Genomic DNA, 26,791 nt, shown 5'->3' on the forward strand with positions numbered 1-26,791 from the left:
TTGTCGATATTTTAATGATTGTCGAATTAAATTTATTGTCGCTTTGTGAGATATTAGTGCAGTTTTAGGCATTTCTTAAACTTAAAACATTTCTCATCTTCTGCTTGTATTAATCAGTTTTACACTCAGGGACGAAAATACGTATAACTTGATGCGTTTTAACGTTACTTATCAAATGAAAATGGACACGGAGGGTCTATGTTGTCATTGCACGGTAAGCATGGCGTTGTCATTAGCCGGATACCCGTAATGCAAAATGGGTTAGGGGATGTGGTGACACGTCATTTTCCCGATTTTGAATTGACCTATTGCCGCTCACTGCAGGAGTTGACCCTGCTTCAGTTACGCCGCGCAGATGTTATTATTGCCGATGTTTCAGGCGAATACAGGAACCCGCGGGGTGCGCTCGAAGAGTATTACCGCTTATTGAATCAGTACAGGGATATCCACTGGATCTTTTTGGTTTCCCGGCCATTTTATCCTATTGCCGTTGAGCTGCTTATGCGCCCGGAAACCACGTTGCTTTCTGATATGGAACCTATCGAAGGTGTCGTGAACGCTATCCGGGCAGGAAGTGAACGCGCAGAGCGGATTAGCCAGACGTTATTAACTCCCGAATCTCAGGAAGGCGAAGAGGAAGACGAACACGTCATTGCGCTTACAAATTCTGAGCGCAAGGTACTTCGTCTGTTAGGTAAAGGGTGGGGGATTAACCAAATCGCTACGTTGCTTAAGAAGAGCAATAAAACGATCAGTGCGCAGAAAAACAGTGCGATGCGAAGGCTGTCATTACGGAGTAATGCCGATATGTACGCCTGGATCAACAGTACACAGGGAATGAGAGAGCTGAATCTCATGTCAGCCTATGGAGAGTTCGAGGAATGGAAAAAACCGATTCAACACGACATATCGCCATCATCGAAAATTGCACGATGAGTGCCATTGGGCTGCAGCATCTTTTTGCGCAGTCCGAACTCAGTCAATATCAGCTGCACCTGTTCAATGATTTCGATGGCTTTAAGAAGGCGCTTTATCACGTTAATTTTTTCTCGCTGATCTATTCCCTTTCCGATGCGCGAGAAGCACGTCGCAACTGCCTGGCACACCTGAGGGATCTCGCGTTTACGCATAGCCATATTCAGCGCATTATACTGGTATCTGATGAGATGGAGGCGCGGCTGATTAGCCATCTTTCCCCTTCTCGCCTTCACGGTGTGGTCAGTAAATCAGTGACGCTTGAACACCTGCGGAAAGAATTCATGGTGCTATTGAGCGAAACGCTGCGCATAAACGACAATATGCTTAATCACTGGTACTGCAGCCAGAACCGGATGTTAAGCCCGACGGAGAGGGCAATATTGCGTTATATGTCGTGCGGCTATTCCATCCCAGAAATCGCGGCGCAGCTTAAGCGCAATATCAAGACTATCCGCGCACATAAGTTTAATGCGATGGTGAAGCTGGGGGTGAATTCTGACGTTGGGTTGCTCGATGCCGCGGATATTCTTACGCATTTGCCGGTAAGAGAAACGCGTAGTGTGGGGTTAAACAAACCGACATTTTTGTAACCTGCCTTTTGCGCCAGAGATCTTCTGGCGCATCAATCAGATGCACACATCGACCCACTTTGCGGATGTCAGCTCTGCCATTCTGTCCGGAGAAATACGCACAGCACTATGGATTGCGCCAGCGGCAGGAAGCACTTCCGCGTACTGTTTTAGAGAGATATCACAGTAAACCGCGAGCGGGTTTTCCAGCCCGAACGGGCAGACGCCGCCAACGGGATGGCCCGTCACGGTGACCACTTCATCACTGCTGAGCATGCGCGCTTTTGCGCCAAAGGTGTCTTTCAGTTTTTTGTTATCCAGACGCGCATCACCCTTCGCAACGACCAGTATCACCTCATTTTTAATCTTCAAAGATAAGGTTTTGGCGATTTGTCCCGGTTCCACACGATGGGCGGCAGCAGCCAGCGCAACGGTAGCCGTACTCTGGCTAAGTTCTATAACTTCTATCTCCGGCGCGTTGTCGGCAAAAAACTGCTGTACGGACTGCAAACTCATTATTTCCTCCTGACAAATAACCTGCGTAATCTGTCATAAGAATTTATGCTCTGTAAATATCTCTTAAGTAACAAATATCCCGGATGGCTGATTTCTGGATCCCCTTCACAATCACAGAAACCGGTTACAGTAACCGGTTGCAGAGCGTGATGCGTAGATTAATACTGAGTATGTAACGTCCCCTGTATCCAATAATAAGAGCCAATTATGAAACCATTTCGTCTGAGCAGTACCGCGGGTACACAAGCCAGCAAGGTTGTGAAGCTGAGTTATGGAACAACGTGCGGCGCGAGCGCGTCCGTTATAAACGTCTGACAGGAGAGCTGCCATGTCTGCCAACCATGCTGCGTTTAATCTGATATTCCGTTTCGTTGAAAATTACGTTAGCCCGATTGCCGGGCGCATCTCTTCTCAACGTCATGTGATGGCTATCCGTGATGGCTTCATCTCCGCGATGCCGTTTATGATTGTGGGTTCATTTTTATTAGTGTTCGCTTACCCGCCGTTTTCGCCTGATACCACCTGGGGTTTCGCACGCGCCTGGCTGGATATGGCGAAACAATTTGAAGGCCAGATCCTCACGCCGTTTGATATGACGATGGGGATTATGTCCATTTATATCTGTGCGGCCATTGCCTATAACCTGGGCAAACACTATGTCAAAACGCACCAGCTCGATCCGTTTATGTGTGCCATGCTCTCGCTCATGGCATTTTTGCTGGTCGCGGCACCGAAAACCAAAGGTACACTTCCTGTCGATAGCCTCGGTGGAACCGGTATTTTCACCGCCATTCTGGTCGCGATTTACTGCGTTGAGATGATGCGTTTCCTCAAGGCGCATAACATCGGTATTCGCCTGCCAGACCAGGTACCGCCGATGATCAAAAACTCCTTTGACCTGCTGATCCCGGTGCTGGTGGTGGTGTTAACGCTCTATCCGCTGAGCCTGGTGATTCAGTCTCAGTTTGACATGCTGATCCCGCAGGCGATTATGTCGATCTTTAAACCCCTGGTTTCCGCGGCAGACTCACTGCCTGCGATTCTGCTGGCGGTACTGATTGGGCATTTGCTGTGGTTCGCCGGGATCCACGGCGCGGCCATTGTCTCCGGGATGCTGCAGATGTTCTGGCTGACAAACCTTGGGGCTAACCAGACCGCGCTGGCCGCCGGTCAGCCTTTGCCACATATTTTTATGGAAGCCTTCTGGACGTTCTTCATCGTGATCGGTGGGTCGGGCGCGACGATGGGGCTGGTGATTTGCTATCTGCGTAGCCGCTCGGCGCATTTACGTTCTATCGGGCGTTTGAGCGTGGTGCCCAGCTTCTTTAACATCAACGAACCCGTTATCTTCGGCACGCCGATTGTGATGAATCCGGTGTTCTTTATACCGTTCCTGCTGGCCCCCATGGTTAACGCCGTCCTGGCCTGGGCCGCGATGACCTTTGATTTGATTGGCCGCGTCATTTCCGTCGTACCCTGGACAGCACCGGCGCCGATAGGCGCAGCATGGGCCCTGGGCTGGGATTTCCGTGCAGCTATTCTGGTTGTCGTTCTGGCCTGCGTATCGGCCATCATCTACTACCCGTTCTTTAAAGTTTACGAGAAACAACTGCTGGAGCAGGAAGCTGAAGAAGCGCAGCGTAATGCGGAAGAGGATAATCAGCAGGTGGCCTAGGTAAAAGCAAAACGGCAACTTTCAGGTTGCCGTTTTTAATGTTTGTTCCCTCTCCCCGTGGGAGAGGGGCAGGGTGAGGGCATCAGGCCGCACCCAATTACTTCAGCGTACAATCCCCGCACTGCTTAACGTCCGGCAGGCGATAGCGCTGGCAGCAGGTGCGGCGCACCAGGAGTCCGTCACGGAGTACAACGGTACGAAAGAGCGGGTTATCGCGGCCGTCTGAAAGCTGTTTTGCAAAGAAACAGGACTGACGCAGTGCATCAACGTTCTCATCACCAAGCAGCGGTTTCATTTCCGTTAAATACCAGTGGATTAAATATCCGGTATTACTCCAGATAAGCTTTCCGTTGATCTCCCCCGTCGCTTCAAGCGCATCCACCACCGGAATCAAGGCCTGAATGACAAGTTGCTCCAGACGTTCCTGGGCAGTGAGTGGCGCCGCGTTCAGGTCTTCGTGCAGATCGATCCAGAAACAGGCCGCTCGACCGGTTTCGTGGAACTCGACATGGAAATGTTCCGGGGAGAGCGCCAGCATACTTTTCTGGGTTAATACCGCCAGCATGAGCGGAGGCACCATCAGCCCGATATACCATTGTGCCCACAGGGAAAGCAAAGGCTTATTTTCTCGCGTCAGGGCTGGCTGATTGCGATAGATATGGTCGGAATAGGTGGCAAGCAGCGACTGCAGCGTAGAGGGTTGTCGCCACTCCGCGAGGGTCATGGCGTGGTGCGGGGGCGCTTCATCAAGCCGGATAAAGTCCAGCAGGTGAGCGCGTGTTTCCGCAATCTTATCCCGTATGGCATCCGCAAGCGACGCATTCCCGTTGGTGAGGGGCGCTCGCCAGAGAAGGGGTTCAACAATGTGTGCGGTATGCGTAGCCATAGTTGAGATAGGAATCTAAATGATAATGATTGCCAATCCTAACTATTGCTTATACCAATGGCAAGACTTTTGTCCTGATTCAACGCCGACCCGTCTACGCGGTTTGCAGCTCTTCGCTCAGAAGAATGTTGTTACGTCCCAGATGCTTTGCTTCATAGAGCGCTCTGTCTGCTCTCTCCAGCGCGCCTTCGACATCTTCATTTTCAAAAATGGCAATACCGATGCTGATGGTGACATTGGTGGCGACGCTTTCGTTGAAGAGATGCGGGATTTTCAAATCGTAGACTTTCTGCCGGATCCGCTCTGCCGTATGACGGGCGTGTTCAAGTGAAATATTCGTCAGCAGCACCATAAACTCTTCCCCGCCGAAACGCGCCACAATGTCACGCGAACGCACGGCGTCGCGGATTGCTGCAGAAACACGTTTCAGAGCCTGGTCACCCATCATATGGCCGTAGTGGTCGTTATAGGCTTTGAAGTGGTCGATATCCATCAGCAGAACAAAGTGTTCACCGTTTTCCACCGCTGGCAGGTTCTCTAGGCGGCTCTGCAGGCCGCGCCGATTATAGAGGCCGGTAAGCGGATCCATCATACTGAGATCGGTAAGGGTCTCCCGTTCTTCCAGCAGCCGGGAAAGCAGTTCCTGCGCAAAGCGATCGTTGCGTCTTTGCAAAATGTTATGAATAGCGATGGCCACCACAGGAAGTGCGAAAGAATAGGTCATTCTCAGCCACATCTCTGGATCGCTTAACCACAGACAGACAATAAACGCGGGGAGTGAATGCAGAGTAAATGCTTTGATATTACTGGCGAATGCCAGCGTTCCGATAAAAAGCACCGTTAATAGGGCGATTAACAAATACGTCGCCTGGTTATGGGTAATTAGCGAAAATTTCGAATCAATTTGCCATGCCCACAAAATACCGAAGATCCCTGAAACAAAAGGAATATTTATCTTTCGCGCACACTTTTTCCAGTGCCAGACGAACAGGCCGGTGCTGATGGAAAAAATAGCAATCAGCGGGGCGGAAAACACGCGCACGGAATAGAGCGGATTTGTTACCGAGAACACCGCTGAGGTTGCATTCAGAAATAAAAATAAACGTAACGATAATTGATATTTTCGTTGAACCAAAGACCGCCAGGATTGTGATGTCATAGTCGTGCGTTTTTATTAAAATTTAATTAAAACAGATAAATAGGCGTTGTTTCGCAATAAAATATGCAAAAAACTCAAAGAGTAATTATAAGAAAAACTTTATGTGTAGTTAACAGGTGAGCAATTTATCACCTTAGGCTATTCCTGTCATTCTACATAGCGGTAAAGGTCGAACTTTTTTGATTGTCTGCGCTGACAAATGATAATCTTTATCATATGATATTGTTTATCATTATCGTTATGAAAGGGCGATGCATGTTGAACAGGGTGCTGGGAAGTGCATGGGGGGTACTGCTGCCGGGCGTCGTGCTTGGCGGTTTGATGTTCGCCGATCTCTCCATTGATGTCTGGAAGACCATTCTTGTGTCGGGATTGCTGGTGACTTCATGCATGATCTGGCATAAGCAACTACGTCACTTTGTTTTACTGCCATCCGGTATGGCACTGATCGGTGGAATTCTGGTAATACTGATGAGTTTGAAATAACAGGGAAAAATAAGAGGTACAACAGAAGGGATGCAAGATAATTGGTGCGAGGGGGGGGACTCGAACCCCCACATCCGTAAGGACACTAACACCTGAAGCTAGCGCGTCTACCAATTCCGCCACCTTCGCACAGTTATCTTACTGGTTTGATATCGCCTCGTTGGTGCGAGGGGGGGGACTCGAACCCCCACATCCTAAGGACACTAACACCTGAAGCTAGCGCGTCTACCAATTCCGCCACCTTCGCCCAGTGCGAGCAATATCAACGTGATTTATGGTGCGAGGGGGGGGACTCGAACCCCCACATCCGTAAGGACACTAACACCTGAAGCTAGCGCGTCTACCAATTCCGCCACCTTCGCATACCATCGATACTGTAAAAGTATCGTAACCACGGAGGCGCATTCTAGATGTTTTCAGCTTTACGTCAACAGAAAAGTGCGCACGATTTATTGATCGCTGCAAAAATGGTCGGGAGCGAGGTGCCTGTTTGCCGGATAGCGCGTGCGCTTATCTGGCAAACAGAACGGGAGATTACTTTTTGGCCTGACGCGTCATCACGGTGCGATACACCTTAAAGCGGCCGGTCTGGGCGATCACTTCGTGGAAGCCAAAGGTTTCATCCAGCACTTTCGGATACGCCAGGAAGGCGTTCGCGACGATACGCAGTTCACCGCCACTGTTGAGGTGACGGGTCGCACCACGAATCAGCGCTTGCGCCGCTTCGAGGCTGGTCTCCATACCGTCGTGGAACGGCGGGTTAGAGATGATCATGTCAAAGCGGCCGGTCACGTCAGAGAAGACGTTGCTGGCAATAACATCGCCTTCAATGCCGTTTGCCGCAAGCGTTGCACGGCTGGCTTCTACCGCCGGGGCGCTCACATCACACAGGGTTAAACGGACTTTAGGCGAATGGCTGGCAAGCACCGTTGAAAGCACGCCCGCGCCGCAGCCCACGTCCAGCACTTTGCCTTTGGTGTGTGGTGTCAGGGTAGAAAGCAGCAGCTTGCTGCCGGTATCCAGCGCATCACGGCTGAACACGCCCGGCAGAGTTTTGATGGTCAGGCCGTCAAGCTGATACTCGTCCCAGTAGGTGTTAGCATCGAATTCTGTCTGTTTTTCCAGACGACCATGGTACAGACCGCAGCGACGCGCGCTGTCGACTTTATTCAGTGGCGCATAGCCTTCCAGCATCTGTTCAGCACTGCGCACGCCGCTGCGGTTCTCACCGACAACGAAAATGTCGCAACCCACCGGCAGCAGGGAGAGCAGGTTCATCAGCTGAAACTGGGCTTCCGGCTTGTTCTTCGGCCAGTAGTAGATCAGCGTATCGCAGTCAGCAATATCGCGCTGCTCCGCCACCAGGCTAAAGCGCGCGCGCTCGCCCATCTGACGGCTCAGCACCTGCCAGTGGTGGTAGTATTGGGTATGGGCACGGCTTTCAGCACAGTCGAAACGCGCAGGCAGGTCATCCTGCATATCTCCGGCAAACAGAATACGGCTTTCTTCGAAATCATCACTGTGACGCAGCAAGACTTCACTTGCCGGGGTAAATGCAGACATGAATTGTTCCTCAATAAACTCAGGCGGGGATTATAGTAGGTAGATGGCGCACTTTCGACACATTTGCTATATTTGCGCGCCTGAGAGACAGGAGTTTTCGCTATGACATCCCGACGAGACTGGCAGTTGCAGCAACTGGGCATCACCCAGTGGGCCTTGCGTCGCCCGACGGCGTTGCAGGGCGAAATCGCTATCTCCATCCCGGCGCACGTCAGGCTGGTGATGGTGGCGGAAGAACTGCCTGCCCTGAATGAACCCCTGATTGGGGATGTCCTTCGCAGCCTGAAGCTGACTTCCGACCAGGTTTTACAGCTGACGCCGGAACGGGTGGCAATGCTTCCTCCTGAGAGTCGGTGTAACAGCTGGCGCATCGGAGAGACGACCGACATCTCTCTTCAGGGGAGCCAGATCTGCTCGCCAGCGCTGGACGAACTGAAAGCCAACCCAAAAGCGCGCAGCGCGCTATGGCAACAAATCTGCGAATATGAACACGATTTCTTCCCTCACGACGCCTGACCTGACCACCGCGTTCGCGATTGAAACACGCGCCCACGCGTTTCCGTGGAGCGAAAAAACGTTCGCCAGCAACCAGGGCGATCGGTACCTCAACTACCGGCTGGACGTTGACGGCACTATGGCGGCGTTTGCCATAACGCAGGTCGTCCTTGATGAGGCGACGCTGTTTAACATCGCGGTTGACCCTGCGTTTCAGCGCCGGGGACTGGGAAGAGAACTGCTTGAGCATCTCATTCGTGAGCTCGAAACCCGTGACGTTTTTACCCTCTGGCTGGAGGTGCGCGCGTCGAATGTCGCCGCCATCGCGCTCTATGAAAGCTTAGGCTTTAACGAGGCGACAATCCGCCGTAACTACTACCCCACCGCAGAGGGACGTGAAGACGCCATTATTATGGCTCTGCCAATTGGATAACAAAGATAAGGTTGTAACGATGAAATGGGACTGGATTTTCTTTGATGCCGACGAAACGCTGTTTACCTTTGACGCGTTCGGCGGCCTACAGCGGATGTTTCTCGACTATAGCGTGACCTTCACCGCTGAAGATTTTCAGGACTATCAGGCGGTGAACAAGCCGCTGTGGGTGGATTATCAGAACGGCGCCATCACCGCGTTACAACTCCAGCACCAGCGTTTTGACGCGTGGGCGGAACGCTTAAACGTCAGTCCGGGCTCGCTGAACGAAGCTTTTCTCAATGCGATGGCAGAGATTTGCTCCCCACTGCCGGGCGCGGTTTCCCTGCTGGATTCTCTCAAAGGTAAAGCGAAGCTTGGAATCATCACCAACGGCTTTACCGCGCTGCAGCAGATCCGCCTTGAACGCACCGGCCTGCGCGATCATTTTGACGCGCTGGTGATCTCCGAAGAGGTGGGTGTGCCGAAGCCGGATCCGCGAATTTTTGATTATGCCCTGGCGCAAGCCGGAAATCCTGACCGCGACCGCGTGCTGATGGTAGGGGATACCGCAGAGTCTGATATTCTGGGGGGTATGAACTCCGGTCTGTCGACTGTCTGGCTGAATGCGCATGGCCGTGTGAAGCCTGAAGGCATTGAGCCGACCTGGACCGTCACGTCGTTGAACGAACTGGAGCAACTCCTGTGTAAACAATGATTGCCTGCCCCCCATTGATGGGTAAAATAGCCGCAATTTTGTATTCCATGACGCGTGGCGTGCTGCCGCGCTTATAAAAGAAGATTTAATTATGACGTTGTCTCCTTATCTGCAAGAGGTGGCCAAGCGCCGTACTTTTGCCATTATCTCGCACCCGGATGCCGGTAAAACGACCATCACCGAGAAGGTGTTGCTGTTCGGACAGGCGATCCAGACTGCGGGTACCGTTAAAGGCCGTGGCTCCAGCCAGCATGCGAAATCAGACTGGATGGAGATGGAAAAGCAGCGTGGTATTTCGATTACCACCTCCGTGATGCAGTTCCCGTATCACGACTGCTTGGTAAACCTGCTGGACACCCCGGGCCACGAAGACTTCTCCGAAGATACCTACCGTACACTGACGGCAGTGGACTGCTGCCTGATGGTGATCGACGCCGCGAAAGGGGTAGAAGATCGTACCCGTAAGCTGATGGAAGTTACCCGTCTGCGCGATACGCCGATCCTCACCTTTATGAACAAACTCGACCGTGACATCCGTGACCCGATGGAGTTAATGGATGAAGTGGAAAACGAGCTGAAGATCGCCTGTGCGCCAATCACCTGGCCTATTGGCTGCGGTAAGCTGTTTAAAGGGGTGTATCACCTCTATAAAGACGAAACTTACCTGTATCAAACCGGTAAAGGGCACACCATTCAGGAAGTGCGCATGGTGAAAGGTCTGGACAACCCGGATCTGGACGCTGCGGTCGGTGAAGAGCTTGCCGCGCAGCTGCGCGATGAGCTGGAGCTGGTGAAAGGTGCCTCGCATGAGTTCGACAAAGAACTGTTCCTGAGCGGTGAAATTACCCCGGTGTTCTTTGGTACCGCGCTCGGTAACTTTGGCGTAGACCATATGCTCGACGGTCTGGTGGAGTGGGCGCCACAGCCGATGCCACGCAAAACCGACACCCGTGAAGTGGAAGCGAAAGAAGAGAAATTCACCGGCTTCGTATTCAAGATTCAGGCTAACATGGACCCGAAACACCGTGACCGCGTCGCCTTTATGCGCGTAGTGTCCGGTAAGTATGAAAAGGGCATGAAGCTGCGCCAGGTGCGTATTGGTAAAGATGTGGTGATCTCCGACGCGCTGACCTTTATGGCGGGTGACCGCTCGCACGTTGAAGAAGCGTATCCGGGTGACATCATCGGTCTGCACAACCACGGTACGATCCAGATCGGCGATACGTTCACTCAGGGTGAAATGATGAAGTTCACGGGTATCCCGAACTTCGCCCCTGAGCTGTTCCGTCGTATTCGCCTGCGCGATCCACTGAAGCAGAAACAGCTGCTGAAAGGTCTGGTTCAGCTCTCTGAAGAGGGGGCGGTGCAGGTCTTCCGTCCTATCGCCAACAACGATCTGATCGTCGGTGCGGTCGGCGTACTGCAGTTCGACGTTGTCGTTGCGCGTCTGAAAAGCGAATACAACGTGGAAGCGATTTACGAATCGGTGAACGTGGCGACGGCGCGCTGGGTTGAGTGTTCTGACGTGAAGAAATTCGAAGAATTTAAGCGTAAGAACGAAGTACAACTGGCGCTGGATGGCGGCGATAACCTGACCTATATTGCCCCAACCATGGTGAACCTGAACCTGACGCAGGAGCGTTATCCTGACGTTCAGTTCCGCAAAACGCGCGAACACTAATTCCCTCTCAGGGCACGGCACTCGCCGTGCTCTTCTTTATTTCCTGTCTTATTAGTCCCTTGCGGAATGTTCTTAATTCACTGCGTTTTCACGCCTTTTGCCTATTTTTTGCCCAAATCTGAAAGCGGCATTGTGAGAGTGATCTATATTTAACTCAGTGTTTAGCACCGGGCGTGGATAAATTAACTGTTCAATGCATGGCTTTAGGTTATCCATTTCGCCCGTGTGTTTATTCGCAATATATAAAACTACTAAGGAAGTATGTAGCCCGAATAACGGGTCAACACAGGAATACATCGATGAATATGACAAGACTGAAGATTTCTAAAACTCTGCTGGCTGTAACACTGGGTAGCGTTCTGGTTAGCGGTTCCGCTCTGGCGGAAAGCAGCACCATGGATAAAGCACAGTCCACAGCCGATAGCGCAGGGCAAAAAATCGATAGCTCTATGAATAAAGTCGGTAATTTCATGGACGACAGCTCTATCACAGCAAAAGTGAAAGCCGCACTGGTGGATGACGAAGCGATCAAGAGCACCGATATTTCCGTTAAAACCGACAAGAAAGTCGTGACCCTGAGTGGCTTTGTGGAAAGCCAGGCCCAGGCCGAACAGGCTGTCAAAGTGGCGAAGGGTGTTGAGGGTGTCACCTCCGTGAGCGATAAACTGCACGTTCGCGACAGCAAAGACGCTTCAGTGAAAGGTTATGCCGGGGATGCGGCAACCACCAGCGAAATCAAAGCTAAACTGTTAGCAGATGACATCGTACCGTCCCGTAAGGTGAAAGTGGAAACCACCGATGGCGTGGTTCAGCTTTCCGGTACGGTTGATTCCCAGGCGCAAAGTGAACGCGCCGAGTCAATTGCGAAAGCGATTGATGGTGTGAAAAGCGTTAAAAACGATCTGAAAACGAAGTAAATCTGGACCAGTCGCCCGCCAGGCTCAACCCTGCGGGCGAAATAAGAACGACTCTGGAAAAACGCCGGTGAGTGACCTGAGCGCTCACGTTTAGCGGCCGACATTAACTATGGTAAAGGAGAAGCTTATGTTTCGTTGGGGCATTATATTTCTGGTTATCGCGTTAATTGCCGCCGCATTGGGCTTTGGTGGACTGGCAGGTACAGCGTCATGGGCAGCTAAAATTGTCTTTGTTGTGGGTATTATTCTGTTCCTGGTCAGCCTGTTTACAGGGCGTCGACGTCCATAGCAAACGCAATATTCCATCAACAAAATAAAGCCAGTCACTGCGACTGGCTTTTTCTTATTTGCGTTACAGGTCGGGTGCGTTACTGTGGTGTTATAAAATAATCAAAACAGGAAAGCAGAGGTGGGGCAACGAATTCCCGTTACGCTCGGCAATATTGCGCCGCTGACGTTAAAACCGTTTCGCGCGGGTCAACTCGCACTGGTCTGTGAGGGCGGTGGGCAGCGCGGCATTTTCACCGCTGGCGTGCTGGATGAGTTTATGCGCGCGCAGTTCAACCCGTTTGATCTCTACTTTGGCACGTCTGCCGGGGCGCAGAATCTCTCAGCCTATGTCTGCAACCAGCCTGGCTACGCGCGAAAAGTGATTATGCGCTACACCACGGCGAAAGAATTTTTTAACCCGGTGCGCTTTGTGCGCGGCGGCAACCTGATCGATCTCGACTGGCTGCTGGAGTCGACCTCCAGCCAGATGCCGCTGGCAATGGACACGGCGGCCCGTCTGTTTGATAGCGGAAAAGAGTTTTGGATGTGCGCCAGTCGGGGGGATGACTATTCCCCGGGCTATTTCTCTCCGCAGAAGGAGAACTGGCTGGACATCATCCGCGCCTCCAGCGCCATTCCCGGTTTTTATCGTACCGGCGCCCTGCTGGACGGCATCAGCTATCTGGACGGCGGGATCAGTGACGCGGTACCGGTGCAGGAAGCCGCCCGTCGCGGTGCGAAAACGATCGTGGTGATCCGTACCGTGCCGTCGCAAATGTACTATACACCGCAGTGGTTTAAGCGGATGGAGCGCTGGTTGGGTGACAGCAGCCTGCAACCGCTGGTGAACATCGCGAAGCAGCATGAAACCACCTACGGCGCGATGCAGCGTTTCATTGAAAAACCGCCGGGTAAGCTGCGAATTTTCGAAATCTATCCTCCTAAGCCATTGATCAGCATGGCGCTGGGCAGCCGCGTCCCTGCGCTGCGCATGGATTACAAAACGGGGCGGCTGTGCGGACGCTACTTCCTGGCGACGGTCGGTAAGATGCTGGCGGAGCAACCGCCTCTGCATCGGCATAAACCCATCATTACGCCCCCTGCAATTGTCGCCAACGACGCCCTGACGATGCCGCTGGTGGACATTCCACAGGCGAATGACGCTTTATTAGATAACGAGGATCTGGCGTGACGCACCGCTTTGTTGATACCCACTGCCACTTTGATTTTCCGCCGTTTACGGGAAATGAGGCGCAAAGTATTGCGAAAGCCGCTGAGGCAGGCGTTCAGGCGATCGTTGTACCGTCGGTAGAAGCGGCTGATTTTTCGCGTGTGCTGACGCTCTCCACGCGTTACCCCGCTCTCTATGCTGCGCTCGGCCTGCATCCGATAGTGATTGAGCGCCACCTTGATGAGCATATTGAGGCACTTGATGAAGCCCTGCAGACCGCAGGAGACAAACTTGTCGCTATCGGCGAGATCGGGCTCGATCTCTATCGTGAGGATCCTCAGTTTGAACGCCAGCAGACGATCCTCGACGCGCAGCTTCGGCTGGCTAAGCGTCACGACCTGCCGGTGATCCTCCATTCAAGACGCACGCACGATAAGCTGGCGATGCACCTGAAACGCATCGATCTACCGCGTAGCGGCGTGGTGCACGGTTTTTCCGGCAGCCTGCAGCAGGCGCAGCGTTTTATCGAGCTGGGCTATAAAATTGGCGTGGGGGGCACCATTACCTATCCGCGTGCCAGTAAAACCCGCGATGTGATGGCACAGTTGCCACTCTCTGCGCTGCTACTGGAAACGGATGCCCCGGATATGCCGCTGAGTGGTTTTCAGGGCCAGCCGAATCGTCCGGAGCAGGCGGCGCGCGTGTTTACCACCCTATGTGAGCTGCGAACGGAGCCTGAAGAGGTGATTGCCGATGCGTTACTGGAAAATACGCGTGCGGTATTTGGCATCACGCTATAGGTAAAGTGCCGGACGAATCACCGTTATCTTCTGTTTTTCCAGTGCCTGCGCCAGCGGTTCAATGTCCTCCGGCGTGGCGCTGCGCCATGACGCCGCCTCACCGTAAACCCCATGCGCATGAAACGCGTTAATACGCACCGGAACATTCCCAAGCCCGCGGATAAACGTGGTCAGCGGCTTAAGATGTTCCAGATAATCGCACTGCTCCGGGATAACCAGCAAGCGCAGTTCCGTCAAACGGTGGCGATCGGCAAGCCAGCGAATGCTCTGTTTAATCAGCGGGTTTTCGCGCCCGGTCAGGAAACGGTGATGCGCGTTTCCCCATGCCTTGAGATCCAGCATCGCCCCATCCAGTACCGGCAGCAGTTTCTCCCAGCCGGTTTCGCTTAGCAGCCCGTTGCTGTCCACCAGGCAGGTTAAATGCTGCAGTTCAGGATCGGTTTTGATTGCGCTAAAAAGGGCGATTAAAAACGGCAGCTGTGTTGTGGCCTCGCCGCCGCTGACGGTAACGCCCTCAATAAAGGGGGCAGCTTTTCGGATCTGCGTGAGGATCTCCTCCACGCTCAGGCGGTGCGCCATGGGCGTGGACTGCTGCGGGCAAAGATGAAGGCAGGTATCACACTGCTGGCAATGACTCTCCTGCCACCATACGCGTCCGGCCTGAATGTTGAGTGCATCATGAGGGCAGTGGGGCACGCAGTCGCCGCAGTCGTTGCAGCGCCCGATGGTCCATGGGTTGTGGCAGGTTTTACAGCGCAGGTTGCAGCCCTGCAGGAACAGGGCCAGGCGACTGCCCGGCCCGTCCACGCAGGAAAAAGGAATGACCTGACTAACTAAAGCGCATCTGTTGTTCATAGCTTATCACGCGCGGCTGACGTTCCAGGATGCGGGTATTGCGTGCGGCTTCTTCGCCAAGCCAGGTCGTATTGGTGCGCGAACCGGCTTCGCGGAATTTTTCCAGGTCCGACAGGCGCACCATGTAGCCCGTCACGCGGACCAGATCGTTACCCGCAACGTTGGCAGTGAACTCCCGCATACCGGCCCTGAACGCGCCCAGACAAAGCTGCACTATCGCCTGTGGGTTGCGTTTTACCGTCTCATCGAGCGTTAAAATATCGCTGATACCGGAGTGATAGTGTCTGTGGTGTGGCGCAACGGCCAGCAGATGGCTGATGGGATCCGGTTCGTCACCATAAGGCAGACGCGCGCCTGGCGTGGTGCCTGAATCAGAGCTGATGCCCGACTGCGCATGGAGCATGGCGCGCTGTTTCCAGCCGTGCTTCACAGGCGTGTTTTCTACAAACGCCGCAAGCTGTTCGCTGATGCGATAGCCCAGCGCGTTAGCCTGCCCGTCTTTGCCATAGCGACCGTTGATTCCGTCCTTCTCACAGAGCGTGTTTACCGCTTCCGCCAGGCCGTACATGCCAAACATCGGCACAAAACGCCCGGCATCAATCAGCCCCTCTTTTACCAGGAAGCTATTCTCAAAGAAGCCTGATTGTTGATAGAGAAAATCACAGCGGGCATCAATGATGGCGATTTGCTGCTGACAGTAGTGCGGAAGCGTACGGTTGAAGAAGTCGTCAACGGAGGTGCTGTGCTCCGCAATGGCTTTGAGGTTAAGGCGCACCAGGGTGCTGCCACCGCCAGCCAGCGGCAGGGAGTTGTAACAGCTCACCACGCCAAAACGGCCTTTTGTGAAAATTTTATCATTCACGGGGCCGTTTGAAATATGCGGTTTACTGCATTCGCAAATGTTTCTTGCCACCTCAAGCAGCAAATCGTCCGGGGTGATTTCAGGATCGTAAATAAAGGTCAGATTCGGCGCGACCTGCTTAAGCTCTGCATCTGCACGTAGAATGGCGCGGATGATGGGGCCGTCAGCGGGCCCGATGTTTGCGTGCATAAACGCATCAGGGAGCGTTCTGTCGAGATAGCGCCAGAAACGTTTTATTCGGCTATCGATTTCTTCTTGTGTTAGAATTCTAACATATGGATTCAGTATCGCATCAAGCTGCCCCAGATAGACCGGCATAGATGTCACTGAAGGAACATGATGGTAGAGAATGGTTAATAGCGAGAGGGCATCATCCAGATCCTTTGCCCCTTCCAGCTCCAGCCATTCAGAACCGTTAGCCAGGAATTTTTCATAATCCGGCAGGACGTAGCGCGGTTTGTAAGGCGCATGGCCTTCGAACATGTCGCAGATAAATCCCTCGTCCAGCGCGGCGCGGGCGGCTTCAGGAAGCGTCGGATAAGGCAGGTTGATTTCCGCTTCCAGCGCCAGAAAATGACGTTTTTGTTCCGGGGTTAACACCGGACTTGTCACAATGTGCTGGCAACGTTGTTGCAGGGTATCTGGCATGTTCGCTTCCTTGAGTGTTCTGCTGATGATGAACAAATTGTAGAAAGCCAGCCTGTTGGGGCTTTTGATCCCACAGGGGGTATCGCGGCTTTAGTCAGCAATAAGTGCGCTAAAGTTTGAAGAAGATCTCATTACAGTAATGCAAATTTGTACGCAGTTTTCATTAACTGTGATGAATGTCGAAGTGTGGATGCGGGTGGATGTTAAAATACTCACAGACCCGCAAGGTAAAATTGATACGGCACTGCCGTTGGAGAATGTTATGACCGATTTAACTGCAAGCAGCCTGCGCGCGTTGAAACTGATGGACCTGACTACCCTGAACGATGACGACACCAATGAGAAAGTCATCGCCCTGTGCCATCAGGCGAAAACGCCAGTGGGTAACACCGCAGCCATCTGTATCTACCCGCGCTTTATTCCGATTGCCCGCAAAACGCTGAAAGAGCAGGGCACGCCGGATGTGCGCATTGCAACCGTAACTAACTTCCCGCACGGCAACGACGATATCGAGATTGCGCTGGCAGAAACCCGCGCGGCCATTGCTTACGGTGCAGACGAAGTTGACGTGGTATTCCCGTACCGCGCGCTGATCGCCGGTAACGAGCAGGTTGGCTTCGACCTGGTGAAAGCCTGTAAAGACGCGTGCGCGGCGGCAAACGTGCTGCTGAAAGTGATCATCGAAACCGGCGAGCTGAAAGAAGAAGCGCTTATTCGTAAAGCGTCTGAAATCTCCATCAAAGCCGGTGCGGATTTCATTAAAACCTCCACCGGTAAAGTACCGGTGAATGCGACCCCGGAAAGCGCGCGCATCATGATGGAAGTCATTCGCGATATGGGCGTGTCCAAAACCGTTGGTTTCAAACCTGCGGGCGGCGTGCGTACTGCCGAAGACGCGCAGCAGTTCCTGGCGATTGCCGACGAGCTGTTCGGCGCCGACTGGGCCGATTCCCGTCACTACCGCTTCGGTGCGTCCAGCCTGCTGGCAAGCCTGCTGAAAGCGCTGGGTCATGGCGACGGTAAGAGCGCAAGCAGCTACTGATTGCCAGACAATGCCGGATGACGCTTTGCTTATCCGGCCTACAGGGTCGTAGGGCGGGTAAGCGTAGCGCCACCCGCCACAATTCCCCCGATTCCGCATGGAGGTTACCGTGTTTCTCGCACAAGAAATTATTCGTAAAAAACGTGATGGTCATGCATTAAGCGACGAAGAGATCCGCTTCTTTATCAATGGCATTCGTGATAACACCGTCTCTGAAGGGCAGATTGCGGCTCTGGCGATGACCATTTTCTTCCACGATATGTCGATGCCCGAGCGCGTGTCGCTGACCATGGCGATGCGAGATTCAGGAACCGTTCTGGACTGGAAAAGCCTTAACCTTAACGGCCCGATTGTGGACAAACACTCCACCGGCGGTGTGGGTGACGTGACCTCCCTGATGCTGGGCCCTATGGTGGCCGCCTGTGGCGGTTACATCCCGATGATTTCCGGGCGCGGTCTGGGCCACACCGGCGGTACGCTCGACAAACTGGAAGCCATTCCGGGCTTCGATATCTTCCCGGATGACAACCGCTTCCGCGACATTATTAAAGACGTGGGTGTGGCAATTATCGGCCAGACCAGCTCTCTTGCCCCGGCAGACAAGCGTTTCTACGCGACCCGCGACATCACCGCCACCGTTGACTCCATTCCGTTGATCACCGCCTCTATTCTGGCGAAAAAGCTGGCAGAAGGGCTGGACGCGCTGGTGATGGACGTGAAGGTGGGCAGCGGTGCCTTTATGCCGACCTATGAACTTTCTGCCCAGCTCGCCGAAGCGATCGTTGGCGTCTCCAACGGCGCAGGCGTGCGCACCACCGCGCTGCTCACTGACATGAACCAGGTACTGGCCTCCAGCGCCGGTAACGCGGTCGAAGTGCGTGAAGCCGTCCAGTTCCTGACGGGGGAATACCGCAACCCGCGCCTGTTCGACGTGACCATGGCGCTGTGTGTAGAGATGCTGATCTCCGGCAAGCTGGCGAAAGACGAGGCGGAAGCCCGCGCGAAACTGCAGGCCGTGCTGGACAACGGCAAAGCGGCAGAGATCTTTGGCCGTATGGTCGCCGCACAAAAAGGCCCGACCGACTTCGTTGAGAATTACGCCAAATACCTGCCAACCGCGACGCTCAGCAAAGCCGTATATGCCGACAGCGAGGGCTTTGTCTCAGCAATGGACACCCGTGCGCTGGGTATGGCGGTGGTCTCGATGGGCGGCGGTCGTCGTCAGGCGTCAGACACCATTGATTACAGCGTCGGCTTTACCGATATGGCCCGTCTGGGCGACAGCGTTGATGGCCAACGTCCGCTGGCGGTGATCCACGCCAAAGACGAAGCCAGCTGGCAGGACGCGGCGAAGGCGGTGAAAGCGGCCATTACGCTTGCTGATAAAGCGCCAGAAAGCTCACCTTCGGTCTATCGCCGTATCACCGAATAGCGGTATACTGATCTGATCGAATTTTTATGAAGCACTACGTACGGAGAACAATTATGAAACGTGCATTTATTATGGTGCTGGACTCATTCGGCATCGGCGCAACCGAAGATGCAGAACGTTTTGGTGACGTGGGTTCCGATACCATGGGTCACATCGCGGAAGCCTGTGCGAAAGGCGAAGCGGACAACGGTCGTAAAGGCCCTCTGACCCTGCCAAACCTGACCCGCCTCGGTCTGGTGAAAGCGCATGAAGGTTCTACCGGTAAAATCGCAGCCGGTATGGACGGCAACGCGGAAGTGGTGGGCGCCTACGCCTGGGCTCACGAGCTCTCTTCCGGTAAAGATACCCCGTCTGGCCACTGGGAAATCGCCGGTGTGCCGGTCCTCTTCGACTGGGGTTATTTCTCCGATCACGAGAACAGCTTCCCGCAGGAGCTGCTCGATAAGCTGGTGAAGCGTGCCAACCTGCCGGGCTACCTCGGTAACTGCCACTCTTCCGGCACCGTGATTCTGGACCAGCTTGGCGAAGAGCACATGAAAACCGGCAAGCCGATTTTCTACACCTCCGCTGACTCCGTTTTCCAGATTGCCTGCCACGAAGAGACGTTTGGCCTGGATAAACTCTACGAGCTGTGTGAAATCGCCCGTGAAGAGCTGACCGAAGGCGGCTACAACATTGGTCGCGTTATCGCCCGTCCGTTTATCGGCGATAAAGCAGGTAACTTCCAGCGTACCGGTAACCGTCACGACCTGGCCGTTGAGCCACCGGCTCCTACCGTGCTGCAGAAACTGGTCGACGAGAAAGACGGTCACGTGGTGTCCGTGGGTAAAATCGCAGACATCTACGCTAACTGCGGCATCACCAAAAAAGTGAAAGCCACCGGTCTGGATGCGCTGTTCGATGCCACCATCAAAGAGATGAAAGAAGCGGGCGATAAGACCATTGTCTTCACCAACTTCGTGGACTTCGACTCTTCCTGGGGGCACCGTCGTGACGTCGCGGGCTATGCTGCCGGTCTGGAACTGTTCGACCGCCGTCTGCCAGAGCTGATGGAGCTGGTGGGTGAAGATGACATTCTGATCCTGACCGCCGACCACGGCTGTGACCCAACCTGGACCGGTACCGACCACACCCGTGAGCACATTCCGGTGCTGGTGTACGGACCGAAAGTCAAACCAGGTTCACTGGGACACCGTGAAACCTTCGCAGACATCGGCCAGACCCTCGCGAAGTACTTTGGTACGTCCGACATGGAATATGGCAAGGCTATGTTCTGAGGTCATTGCCCGGTGGCGCTTCGCTTACCGGGCCTACGGTTTTGTAGGCCGGGTAAGGCGTAGCCGCCACCCGGCAAAAACAACAATGTAAAAGGAACTGAAGATGGCAACTCCTCACATTAACGCAGAAATGGGTGATTTCGCTGACGTCGTATTGATGCCGGGCGACCCGCTGCGCGCGAAGCACATTGCAGAAACTTTCCTCGAAGACGTGCGTGAAGTGAACAACGTGCGCGGCATGCTGGGTTTCACCGGTACCTATAAAGGCCGCAAAATCTCCGTGATGGGCCACGGTATGGGTATCCCATCCTGCTCTATCTACACCAAAGAGCTGATCACTGATTTCGGCGTGAAGAAAATCATCCGCGTGGGATCCTGCGGCGCGGTGCGCATGGATGTTAAGCTGCGTGATGTGGTTATCGGCATGGGCGCATGCACAGATTCTAAAGTGAACCGTATTCGCTTTAAGGATCATGACTTCGCGGCGATTGCTGACTTCGACATGGTGCGTAACGCGGTGGACGCGGCCAAAGCGCTGGGCGTTGACGCGCGCGTAGGCAACCTCTTCTCTGCCGACCTGTTCTACTCCCCGGACGGTGAAATGTTCGACGTGATGGAGAAGTACGGCATCCTCGGCGTGGAGATGGAAGCGGCGGGTATCTACGGCGTAGCGGCAGAATTCGGTGCGAAAGCGCTGACCATCTGCACCGTCTCTGACCATATCCGTACCCACGAGCAGACGACCGCTGCTGAACGTCAGACCACCTTCAACGACATGATCAAAATCGCGCTGGAATCCGTTCTGCTGGGCGATAAAGAGTAATGTTGTGCTGCCGGGCGGCGAAAGCCGCCCGGTTTCTGTGACTTACAGGTACACCACGCTGATGGTGGCCTGACCATCAAACTCGGTATCTTCTGTCAGAGACAGTTTCTTCAGGTTTTCCACTGCCAGCGAGATGTTCAGCGGGAAAGAGACGCTGGTCACCGCCATCGGAGCCGTTTTGCCCGCAGAGGCGACGCTCATTAAGCCCAGATCCTTATTGGCGATAGTGCCACCATTGGCTTTTTGCCAGCGACTCATGCCCACACCAGCAGTGACTGCCGTACGAATCGGTTCAACCGTCGCCCCGTTTGCCGTCACTTCACCCGTGCTGGTATAGATGGAATAGGCACCGATATTCTTGCCATCGTGCGTTTTGCCAAGGCCAAAGGTCGTCATGCTGCCGCGCAGTTCGCCGCCGTTTGACGTGGCGTTCTGCACCTTCAGGTTTGAGTCGGTTCCGGTGCTGGCGTTCGAATCCGTACGGTTGTCGGCAATACTCCAGCCCACTTTGGTAGGGGTAGGGCAGGTGATAGTCAGCGTCAGACCCTTTTCACCTAACTGCGTGGTCTGGGTTTGCGAGAGATCGCCAACCTGAACGGTACCGAAGTCAATCACGCCATCGTTGCTGAGTTCCGGCGTACAGGAGTTGCTGGTCAGTGAGGCTTTCACTTTCAGCACTGCCGTATCTCCCGCATGAGCACAGGTCGCTGTCAGCGCCAGCGCAGCGGCAAGGAGACTCTTTTTCATGGTTATTCCTTAACATAGATATATCGTTAAAATAAATGGACGAATCCACGTGTTTTGCCTTTATTTTTCTTCTTTTCTCTTCACCCGAATAATCTATTCGGCGGTGAATGCGTTACTCTGTCGTTAATAGCTCCCAGGCGAGTGCGCTTTCCAGCTCGGTATTATCGGAAATGCCGCGCAGCTGAACGTCATTAATGACAGGTATAATTTTTATCGTCACACTCATTTGTTTGCCACGCACCGGCAGGCCATTTTGATATGCAAGGATGCCGTCATTATTCCTCAGAAAGACTTTTTCCTTGGGGGTTTCCGCAGAGGTGAACAATACCCGGTCAGAGGTCCTGACCAGATTATAGTGATGACCATCGACCAGAATATTGCTGGCAACCAGCGCCAGTCGGCTCTTCTGACCAAACAGAACGCCCCCGTTGCTGCCGGACGTGGATTGCAGAAAAAGCGCCATCACCCTTGGCTGCGGGCAAAAAACCGTGGCGGTGACCTCTTTGCCCGGCATGCGGTTCCAGTTTTTACGCGAGGCGATAATGTCATCCTGTTTGAATCTGCCAAAGGAGACGTTCGGTTGCGACAGCGTAATTTGACACGCTTCGGCCACGACATAAGACGAAAAAAGTGATGCTGCACCGATGAGCACTGCGTTAACTATTTTCACTGGCAAACTCCTTCTGCTTTTTCGTAATAGGCGTCTTTATCTTTTTCGTCTTTCAGGGTGTAAGCGATCTGGCAGAGTTTGGTTAAATCGTCGTCCACCACATAAAGCGCAGGCGTATCCGACGCATCGGGAATAAATACGCTGCCGTTATCCATTACGCTGACAATATAGTTACCGTCCTGATCCACCACGCTCAGCCCTTTTTCCAGCCATGACCCGTTGACTCGCTTGACGTCCAGCATGACGCGACGCGTATTCAGCACGTTGAAATCGATCAGCGCAAAAGAGCCATACGCGGCGGAGACGGTCTGAATACCGTTTGATAAATCCATTCCCTGTGGTAACGAGCTGGCATTAATCACTATTTGCGATTTTTGCCATTCCCGAAGTCCGGGAACCACGGCCTGTCCCCAGCGATCTGTCCAGACGGTTCCATCGGGGGTGGTGATTTCAATACCGCTTTCCGGTTCGCTTAACCGGGCGATGCCGAATGTCTCTTTTACCGGATAGGGCGAAAACGTCATGCCATGACCATGCAGCGCTACGCCACCGTTTAAGGATGCGCTGTAGTTATGCTGATTGCCGTCATTCAGGCCAGCGGATAAACCGAGCTGCGTATAGTGAAGATTGGTGGTGATATTGCCGTTAAAGGCGTTACTCTTATCCTGATTATCGCGGTCTGCAGAGACGTTGTAGTTAAGGTTTTGACCGATAGAGCCGCTTTCCTGAACGCCATAATTTTGTTTTTCCCCCTGAGCGCGCATGTAGGTACTGACGCGATCCTCGCCAAAAGGAACGATCAGGCTGACATAAAACAGATCGTCATCGCGGCTGGTGCTGCTCTGGTTCTGGGTATCACTATTGCTCATGGCATGCTGCCAGTTTACGGACAGCGAGGTACGCCCGAGACTTTTACTCCAGGAAGCCATCAGATAGCGTGAATCACCGCTGTTTTCATCACCGGAATTCACGCTGTATTGCATTGAGATCGCGCCAATGTACTCATTGTTCCAGGTGAGGCTGGCGTTCCAGTTATTTTCGTAGGTCTGCGCCTCTTCATCCATGGCTTCCGTGAGTTCGCGGAAGCCGCCGCTGAACTGGGACGCACTTACCCCCATCGTCAGCTGGGCGGGCAGTAAGATATTGCTGCTAAGTTCAGCCTTGCTGCCTTTCAGTCGATCGTAAAAGTGGGACTGGCTCAGTAAAAAGCTCGGTGAGATCGCCCAGTTTTCGTTGATAGAAACGTCGAGTTTGGCACCGGTAGCCTGATATTTTTCTGCCAATACGCCGGCGGCTACGGCGGACATGCGCGTGTTCAGCATCGTTCCGTCAGAGAGCGTAAATACCCAGGGCGTACTTGACTCATCCCCGCTGTCGCGAACCCGTCCGAGAGAGAGGTTTAACCCTTCGGCACGATTACTTCCCTGTATATTGAGGGCGGAAGAGGGAACGGTAAATTGCGTTGTCGAACCGTCCGTTTCCACCACGCTGACGTCAAGATCGACATTTCCGCGCACCAGGGGCACGTCCGTCAGGGAGAAAGGGCCTGCGTTGACCAGGGAAGAGTAGATCAGCTGTCCCGACTGGCGAACTTCAACGCGGGCCTGATTCGTCCGGGCAATTCCCGACACCTCAGTGGCCTGGATATTAGGCTGAAGGCCGGTTTCAGGCATTAGCTGAACGCCGGTGATTTGCGCGCCGCTAAACAGGGCCGAATTGACGTTGATCTGCCCAACCTGCGCCCGCATTTTCCGCTCTTCAAAAACGTGTTCAGCGTATGTGTACAGGTTCTCTGTGCTGCGAGTCCCGTTGTCATCCGTCAAAATGAAATTGCTGCGCAGCGTCCAGTTCGCAAGGTTAATGCCTGCCCCCAAATTTCCCTGGGCATAACGGCTGCTCCCGCCCGAGCCGTACTCGTTAATGTTACTGAAGGCGCTATAGTTGATTAAGCCCGCAACACCGCCGTGCGAGTAATATTTCGCGGCATAAAATCCAGTGTCCATTGCCTCTGCGGGAACGAAAATCTCCAGTGATTCGGTATTCGGTAGAAGCGTTACCGTCGCGGAAGGGTAATCTTTCAGCAGGTTATGACATTTCTCTTTTTCGCCGATATTCAATGGCAGTAGGCCAGCTGCACGGGTGAAGTCATCATCAATGCAAAGCTGCCCCTCTTCTCCAACCCGAATGGCCAGGCTCCCCTTCTCAACGCCGTTAATTTTGACCTGCACGGCATGCTGGCCGGGCAGGTAGCGTTGTGCATCAGAGAAGTAATGGGCGAGATTAGTACTGATTCCCCGCGAGGCCAGTATATCGGTATTGAAATCCAGATCGGATGCATACAGCGCCGACGACGGCAGAAAAGCGACCGCCACTGCTATTCGACGCATCGTGTTTTGCAAAGCGCGCGGTATCACTAAAAATTCCCTGTGATATCAGCGTGTAAGCGCGGCAGTGTACTTGTCCACTTCAATCCCGTAGCGACTGGCAGGGTTGAACTCGACGGCATTATCGCCGCTACCGATCGGGGTATTTGTCTGCACCTTCATGGTCTCACCCGGCAGGATAAAGGTTTTATTAACCACTCCCTCGGTGTGGGAAGGCAGTAGCGTCACTGATGTGGAAAAACGTACAACGTACGGCGAGGTATTACGGACCTGAACCTCTTTCTCTTGTACGGACCAGGTCAGTAATTTCCATGCATCCGTGACAACAGGAAGATTTTTAGGATGGATCAACACCGGTAAATCCTGACGAAGATTGATACCGACTTTAACGTTTTTATCTTTGGTTTTAGGCGGAATGCCTTCAAAAATCACGCGTTTATAATGTTCAACGGTCAGCGGTTCTTTGGTTTCAAGAATAAAGCGCACCTGCTGTTCCTGGCCTGGCTCAAGGCGTACAACCGGCTGAGTGACGTTGAGCTTGACCCCATTCTCCCCCTCGATGTCGTTAATGGAGGTATAAAGCAGGGTGGGGATGGAGTCCGTGTTTTTCACACTCATGACACCGCCGTGGTTGGCTTCATCAATCATCAGCAGTGTGGTTTCTGGCACCATGCCTGCAGCATAGACTGTCGCTGGAAGGGTGAGAAAAAGAGCGCAGACCAAAGGAGAAATTTTCACAATTCTTTCCATGAATATTCATATTGAACAATGGGTTAAAACTCCCCGCCTGAGCGGGGAGTTTAGCGTCGTGAATGCGGGTTACAGATAAACCAGCGTGATTGTGGACTGACCGTCCAGGTCGGTCCTGTCAGTCAGGGTCAGATTTTTGCTTGGCGCAATCGCCAGCGCGATCTTCAGAGGGAAGGCCGCCGTCGTGAAGGCCAGCGGAGCGCGTTCGCCGGTTTTGGCAACGGTCATGACGTCGGTACCATCGTTAGTGAGGATGCCGGTGGCCCACAGGTTGATCCAGCTTCTGCTGCTGATGGTACCGCCGGTATACATCGCTGCGGCGATAGGCTGAACGGTTGCACCGTCAGCAGTGACCGCGTTCATGTAAGTTGAAACTGAATAGGCACCGATACTTTCGCCAGCGCTGGTTTTTCCGACACCGTTGAGCTGGTAATCGCCGTATGCCTGCGCGCCGCTCGCGGTAGCGTTATCCACATGGAACTCGCTTGACGTTTTATGTGCGCCCGCGTTTGAGTCTTTGCGGTCATCTTTGATTGTCCAGCCGACGCGGGTCGCAGACTGACATGTGATGGTCAGAGTGACATCTTTATGCCCAGCCTGATAAGCCACACCGGAGGAGAGTGAGTCCAGACCCACTTCGCCAAAATCGGCCACGCCGCCGTTGCTAATTTCAGGAACGCAGCCTGCGCTGGTCAGCGTACCGTGAACTTTTAACATTGCAGTAGGTTCGGCATAAACTGCTGTCGCCGCCATCATGATAACGGTGGCGAGAAGGCACTTTTTCATTGTTATTCCTTAACCATAGAAAGAGATAATTCGGATATTTTTAATTTGAATGAATCTTGCCAAAAGATAATTTCTGGCATAAGAGTCGCGGCCGATTCTATTAACGAATCAACGCATTAAATAGTTAGATTTTCTTACGACAGTATTGAGATTTTATAATGTCGATTAAACATTTCTGAACGTATGTTTTATGCAGAAACGGCGGAAATATCCGCCGTT

General features: G+C 53.4%; 27 protein-coding genes and 3 tRNA genes. 16 read left to right on the top strand and 14 right to left on the bottom strand.

Annotated features, from left to right (window positions below; translation table 11 throughout):
- The first annotated feature begins 198 nt into the window (after positions 1–198).
- Together ACOTYN_RS00190 and bglJ are read left to right on the top strand one after the other, a co-directional pair.
- Positions 199–936, top strand: a complete 738-nt coding sequence (locus ACOTYN_RS00190) for a helix-turn-helix transcriptional regulator (RefSeq protein WP_023331965.1) — start codon at positions 199–201, stop codon at positions 934–936.
- On the top strand, positions 933–1,568 hold the full coding sequence (gene bglJ, locus ACOTYN_RS00195) for a DNA-binding transcriptional activator BglJ (RefSeq protein WP_014882439.1): 636 nt from the start codon (positions 933–935) through the stop codon (positions 1,566–1,568). Before ACOTYN_RS00190 ends, bglJ begins: the two co-directional genes overlap by 4 nt.
- Positions 1,569–1,604: 36 nt before the next feature.
- Here bglJ and ACOTYN_RS00200 read toward each other — a convergent pair whose 3' ends face one another.
- Positions 1,605–2,063, bottom strand: coding sequence for a YbaK/EbsC family protein (locus ACOTYN_RS00200; RefSeq protein ID WP_014882440.1), 459 nt, complete (start codon positions 2,061–2,063; stop codon positions 1,605–1,607).
- 328 nt (positions 2,064–2,391) lie between these two features.
- Between ACOTYN_RS00200 and ACOTYN_RS00205 the strand changes: the two genes are divergently transcribed.
- Positions 2,392–3,738 (top strand): PTS sugar transporter subunit IIC, encoded by a 1,347-nt coding sequence (locus ACOTYN_RS00205; protein WP_014882441.1) that lies wholly within the window; start codon positions 2,392–2,394, stop codon positions 3,736–3,738.
- Between the two features lie 97 nt (positions 3,739–3,835).
- Here the strand turns inward: ACOTYN_RS00205 and fhuF are convergent, their stop codons facing one another.
- Positions 3,836–4,624: a siderophore-iron reductase FhuF gene (gene fhuF, locus ACOTYN_RS00210; protein WP_032637557.1), complete on the bottom strand. Its 789-nt coding sequence runs from the start codon at positions 4,622–4,624 to the stop codon at positions 3,836–3,838.
- A gap of 94 nt (positions 4,625–4,718) precedes the next feature.
- Complete coding sequence (locus ACOTYN_RS00215; RefSeq protein ID WP_014882443.1) at positions 4,719–5,783, bottom strand: GGDEF domain-containing protein; 1,065 nt, start codon at positions 5,781–5,783, stop codon at positions 4,719–4,721.
- A 216-nt stretch (positions 5,784–5,999) separates the two neighbouring features.
- Here ACOTYN_RS00215 and ACOTYN_RS00220 point away from each other — a divergent pair, with 216 nt between their 5' ends.
- Entirely contained in the window at positions 6,000–6,269 is a 270-nt protein-coding gene (locus ACOTYN_RS00220; RefSeq protein ID WP_032637555.1) for a DUF1435 domain-containing protein, read from the top strand.
- Between the two features lie 42 nt (positions 6,270–6,311).
- Here the strand turns inward: ACOTYN_RS00220 and ACOTYN_RS00225 are convergent.
- The 4 genes from ACOTYN_RS00225 to rsmC form a co-directional block, all read right to left on the bottom strand.
- Positions 6,312–6,398, bottom strand: a tRNA-Leu gene (locus ACOTYN_RS00225).
- A gap of 32 nt (positions 6,399–6,430) precedes the next feature.
- A tRNA-Leu gene (locus ACOTYN_RS00230) sits at positions 6,431–6,516 on the bottom strand.
- 28 nt (positions 6,517–6,544) lie between these two features.
- A tRNA-Leu gene (locus ACOTYN_RS00235) sits at positions 6,545–6,631 on the bottom strand.
- A gap of 172 nt (positions 6,632–6,803) precedes the next feature.
- The gene (gene rsmC / locus ACOTYN_RS00240; protein WP_014882445.1) at positions 6,804–7,832 is read right to left on the bottom strand and encodes a 16S rRNA (guanine(1207)-N(2))-methyltransferase RsmC; all 1,029 of its coding nucleotides are present in this window, start codon (positions 7,830–7,832) and stop codon (positions 6,804–6,806) included.
- A gap of 102 nt (positions 7,833–7,934) precedes the next feature.
- Between rsmC and ACOTYN_RS00245 the strand changes: the two genes are divergently transcribed.
- The 8 genes from ACOTYN_RS00245 to ACOTYN_RS00280 all read left to right on the top strand — a co-directional run bounded on the left by ACOTYN_RS00245 (position 7,935) and on the right by ACOTYN_RS00280 (position 14,296).
- Positions 7,935–8,348 (top strand): DNA polymerase III subunit psi, encoded by a 414-nt coding sequence (locus ACOTYN_RS00245; RefSeq protein ID WP_014882446.1) that lies wholly within the window; start codon positions 7,935–7,937, stop codon positions 8,346–8,348.
- Positions 8,317–8,760 carry a ribosomal protein S18-alanine N-acetyltransferase gene (rimI, locus tag ACOTYN_RS00250; RefSeq protein WP_014882447.1) on the top strand — a complete coding sequence of 148 codons (444 nt, stop codon included), beginning with the start codon at positions 8,317–8,319 and terminating at the stop codon, positions 8,758–8,760. The genes ACOTYN_RS00245 and rimI overlap by 32 nt, the downstream gene beginning before the upstream one ends.
- Positions 8,761–8,779: 19 nt before the next feature.
- Complete coding sequence (gene yjjG, locus ACOTYN_RS00255) at positions 8,780–9,457, top strand: pyrimidine 5'-nucleotidase (RefSeq protein ID WP_014882448.1); 678 nt, start codon at positions 8,780–8,782, stop codon at positions 9,455–9,457.
- A 91-nt stretch (positions 9,458–9,548) separates the two neighbouring features.
- Positions 9,549–11,138, top strand: a complete 1,590-nt coding sequence (prfC, locus tag ACOTYN_RS00260) for a peptide chain release factor 3 (protein WP_050862270.1) — start codon at positions 9,549–9,551, stop codon at positions 11,136–11,138.
- Positions 11,139–11,437: 299 nt separating this feature from the next.
- A complete protein-coding gene (gene osmY / locus ACOTYN_RS00265) occupies positions 11,438–12,055 on the top strand; it encodes a molecular chaperone OsmY (RefSeq protein WP_023332031.1) in 618 nt (205 codons plus the stop codon).
- 127 nt (positions 12,056–12,182) lie between these two features.
- Positions 12,183–12,344, top strand: coding sequence for a DUF1328 domain-containing protein (locus ACOTYN_RS00270; RefSeq protein ID WP_332956171.1), 162 nt, complete (start codon positions 12,183–12,185; stop codon positions 12,342–12,344).
- 120 nt (positions 12,345–12,464) lie between these two features.
- Complete coding sequence (locus tag ACOTYN_RS00275) at positions 12,465–13,517, top strand: patatin-like phospholipase family protein (RefSeq protein ID WP_045134351.1); 1,053 nt, start codon at positions 12,465–12,467, stop codon at positions 13,515–13,517.
- Positions 13,514–14,296: a TatD family hydrolase gene (locus tag ACOTYN_RS00280; protein WP_045269577.1), complete on the top strand. Its 783-nt coding sequence runs from the start codon at positions 13,514–13,516 to the stop codon at positions 14,294–14,296. The genes ACOTYN_RS00275 and ACOTYN_RS00280 overlap by 4 nt, the downstream gene beginning before the upstream one ends.
- Here the strand turns inward: ACOTYN_RS00280 and ACOTYN_RS00285 are convergent.
- Both ACOTYN_RS00285 and ACOTYN_RS00290 read right to left on the bottom strand, forming a co-directional pair.
- On the bottom strand, positions 14,291–15,151 hold the full coding sequence (locus ACOTYN_RS00285; RefSeq protein ID WP_014882453.1) for a YjjW family glycine radical enzyme activase: 861 nt from the start codon (positions 15,149–15,151) through the stop codon (positions 14,291–14,293). The genes ACOTYN_RS00280 and ACOTYN_RS00285 overlap by 6 nt on opposite strands.
- Positions 15,126–16,661 (bottom strand): YjjI family glycine radical enzyme, encoded by a 1,536-nt coding sequence (locus ACOTYN_RS00290; RefSeq protein WP_332956169.1) that lies wholly within the window; start codon positions 16,659–16,661, stop codon positions 15,126–15,128. Before ACOTYN_RS00290 ends, ACOTYN_RS00285 begins: the two co-directional genes overlap by 26 nt.
- 262 nt (positions 16,662–16,923) lie before the next feature.
- Between ACOTYN_RS00290 and deoC the strand changes: the two genes are divergently transcribed.
- The 4 genes from deoC (at position 16,924) to deoD (ending at position 21,235) form a co-directional block, all read left to right on the top strand.
- Positions 16,924–17,703: a deoxyribose-phosphate aldolase gene (gene deoC / locus ACOTYN_RS00295; RefSeq protein ID WP_023310320.1), complete on the top strand. Its 780-nt coding sequence runs from the start codon at positions 16,924–16,926 to the stop codon at positions 17,701–17,703.
- Positions 17,704–17,812: 109 nt separating this feature from the next.
- Complete coding sequence (gene deoA / locus ACOTYN_RS00300; RefSeq protein ID WP_023332036.1) at positions 17,813–19,135, top strand: thymidine phosphorylase; 1,323 nt, start codon at positions 17,813–17,815, stop codon at positions 19,133–19,135.
- A 53-nt stretch (positions 19,136–19,188) separates the two neighbouring features.
- Positions 19,189–20,412, top strand: a complete 1,224-nt coding sequence (gene deoB, locus ACOTYN_RS00305) for a phosphopentomutase (protein ID WP_014882457.1) — start codon at positions 19,189–19,191, stop codon at positions 20,410–20,412.
- 103 nt (positions 20,413–20,515) lie between these two features.
- Positions 20,516–21,235 carry a purine-nucleoside phosphorylase gene (deoD, locus tag ACOTYN_RS00310; RefSeq protein WP_014882458.1) on the top strand — a complete coding sequence of 240 codons (720 nt, stop codon included), beginning with the start codon at positions 20,516–20,518 and terminating at the stop codon, positions 21,233–21,235.
- Between the two features lie 42 nt (positions 21,236–21,277).
- Here the strand turns inward: deoD and ACOTYN_RS00315 are convergent, their stop codons facing one another.
- The 5 genes from ACOTYN_RS00315 to ACOTYN_RS00335 form a co-directional block, all read right to left on the bottom strand.
- Positions 21,278–21,982, bottom strand: a complete 705-nt coding sequence (locus tag ACOTYN_RS00315) for a DUF1120 domain-containing protein (protein ID WP_023332037.1) — start codon at positions 21,980–21,982, stop codon at positions 21,278–21,280.
- A gap of 112 nt (positions 21,983–22,094) precedes the next feature.
- Positions 22,095–22,652 (bottom strand): hypothetical protein, encoded by a 558-nt coding sequence (locus ACOTYN_RS00320; protein WP_058690252.1) that lies wholly within the window; start codon positions 22,650–22,652, stop codon positions 22,095–22,097.
- Positions 22,649–25,039 (bottom strand): fimbrial biogenesis usher protein, encoded by a 2,391-nt coding sequence (locus ACOTYN_RS00325; protein WP_332956165.1) that lies wholly within the window; start codon positions 25,037–25,039, stop codon positions 22,649–22,651. Before ACOTYN_RS00325 ends, ACOTYN_RS00320 begins: the two co-directional genes overlap by 4 nt.
- A gap of 45 nt (positions 25,040–25,084) precedes the next feature.
- Positions 25,085–25,786 (bottom strand): fimbria/pilus chaperone family protein, encoded by a 702-nt coding sequence (locus ACOTYN_RS00330; protein WP_023332040.1) that lies wholly within the window; start codon positions 25,784–25,786, stop codon positions 25,085–25,087.
- A 69-nt stretch (positions 25,787–25,855) separates the two neighbouring features.
- Entirely contained in the window at positions 25,856–26,572 is a 717-nt protein-coding gene (locus ACOTYN_RS00335) for a DUF1120 domain-containing protein (protein ID WP_045269572.1), read from the bottom strand.
- Between the last annotated feature and the right edge of the window lie 219 nt (positions 26,573–26,791).

It is taken from the genome of Enterobacter cloacae complex sp. IR5458 (assembly GCF_049238025.1).
GTDB lineage: Bacteria > Pseudomonadota > Gammaproteobacteria > Enterobacterales > Enterobacteriaceae > Enterobacter > Enterobacter kobei.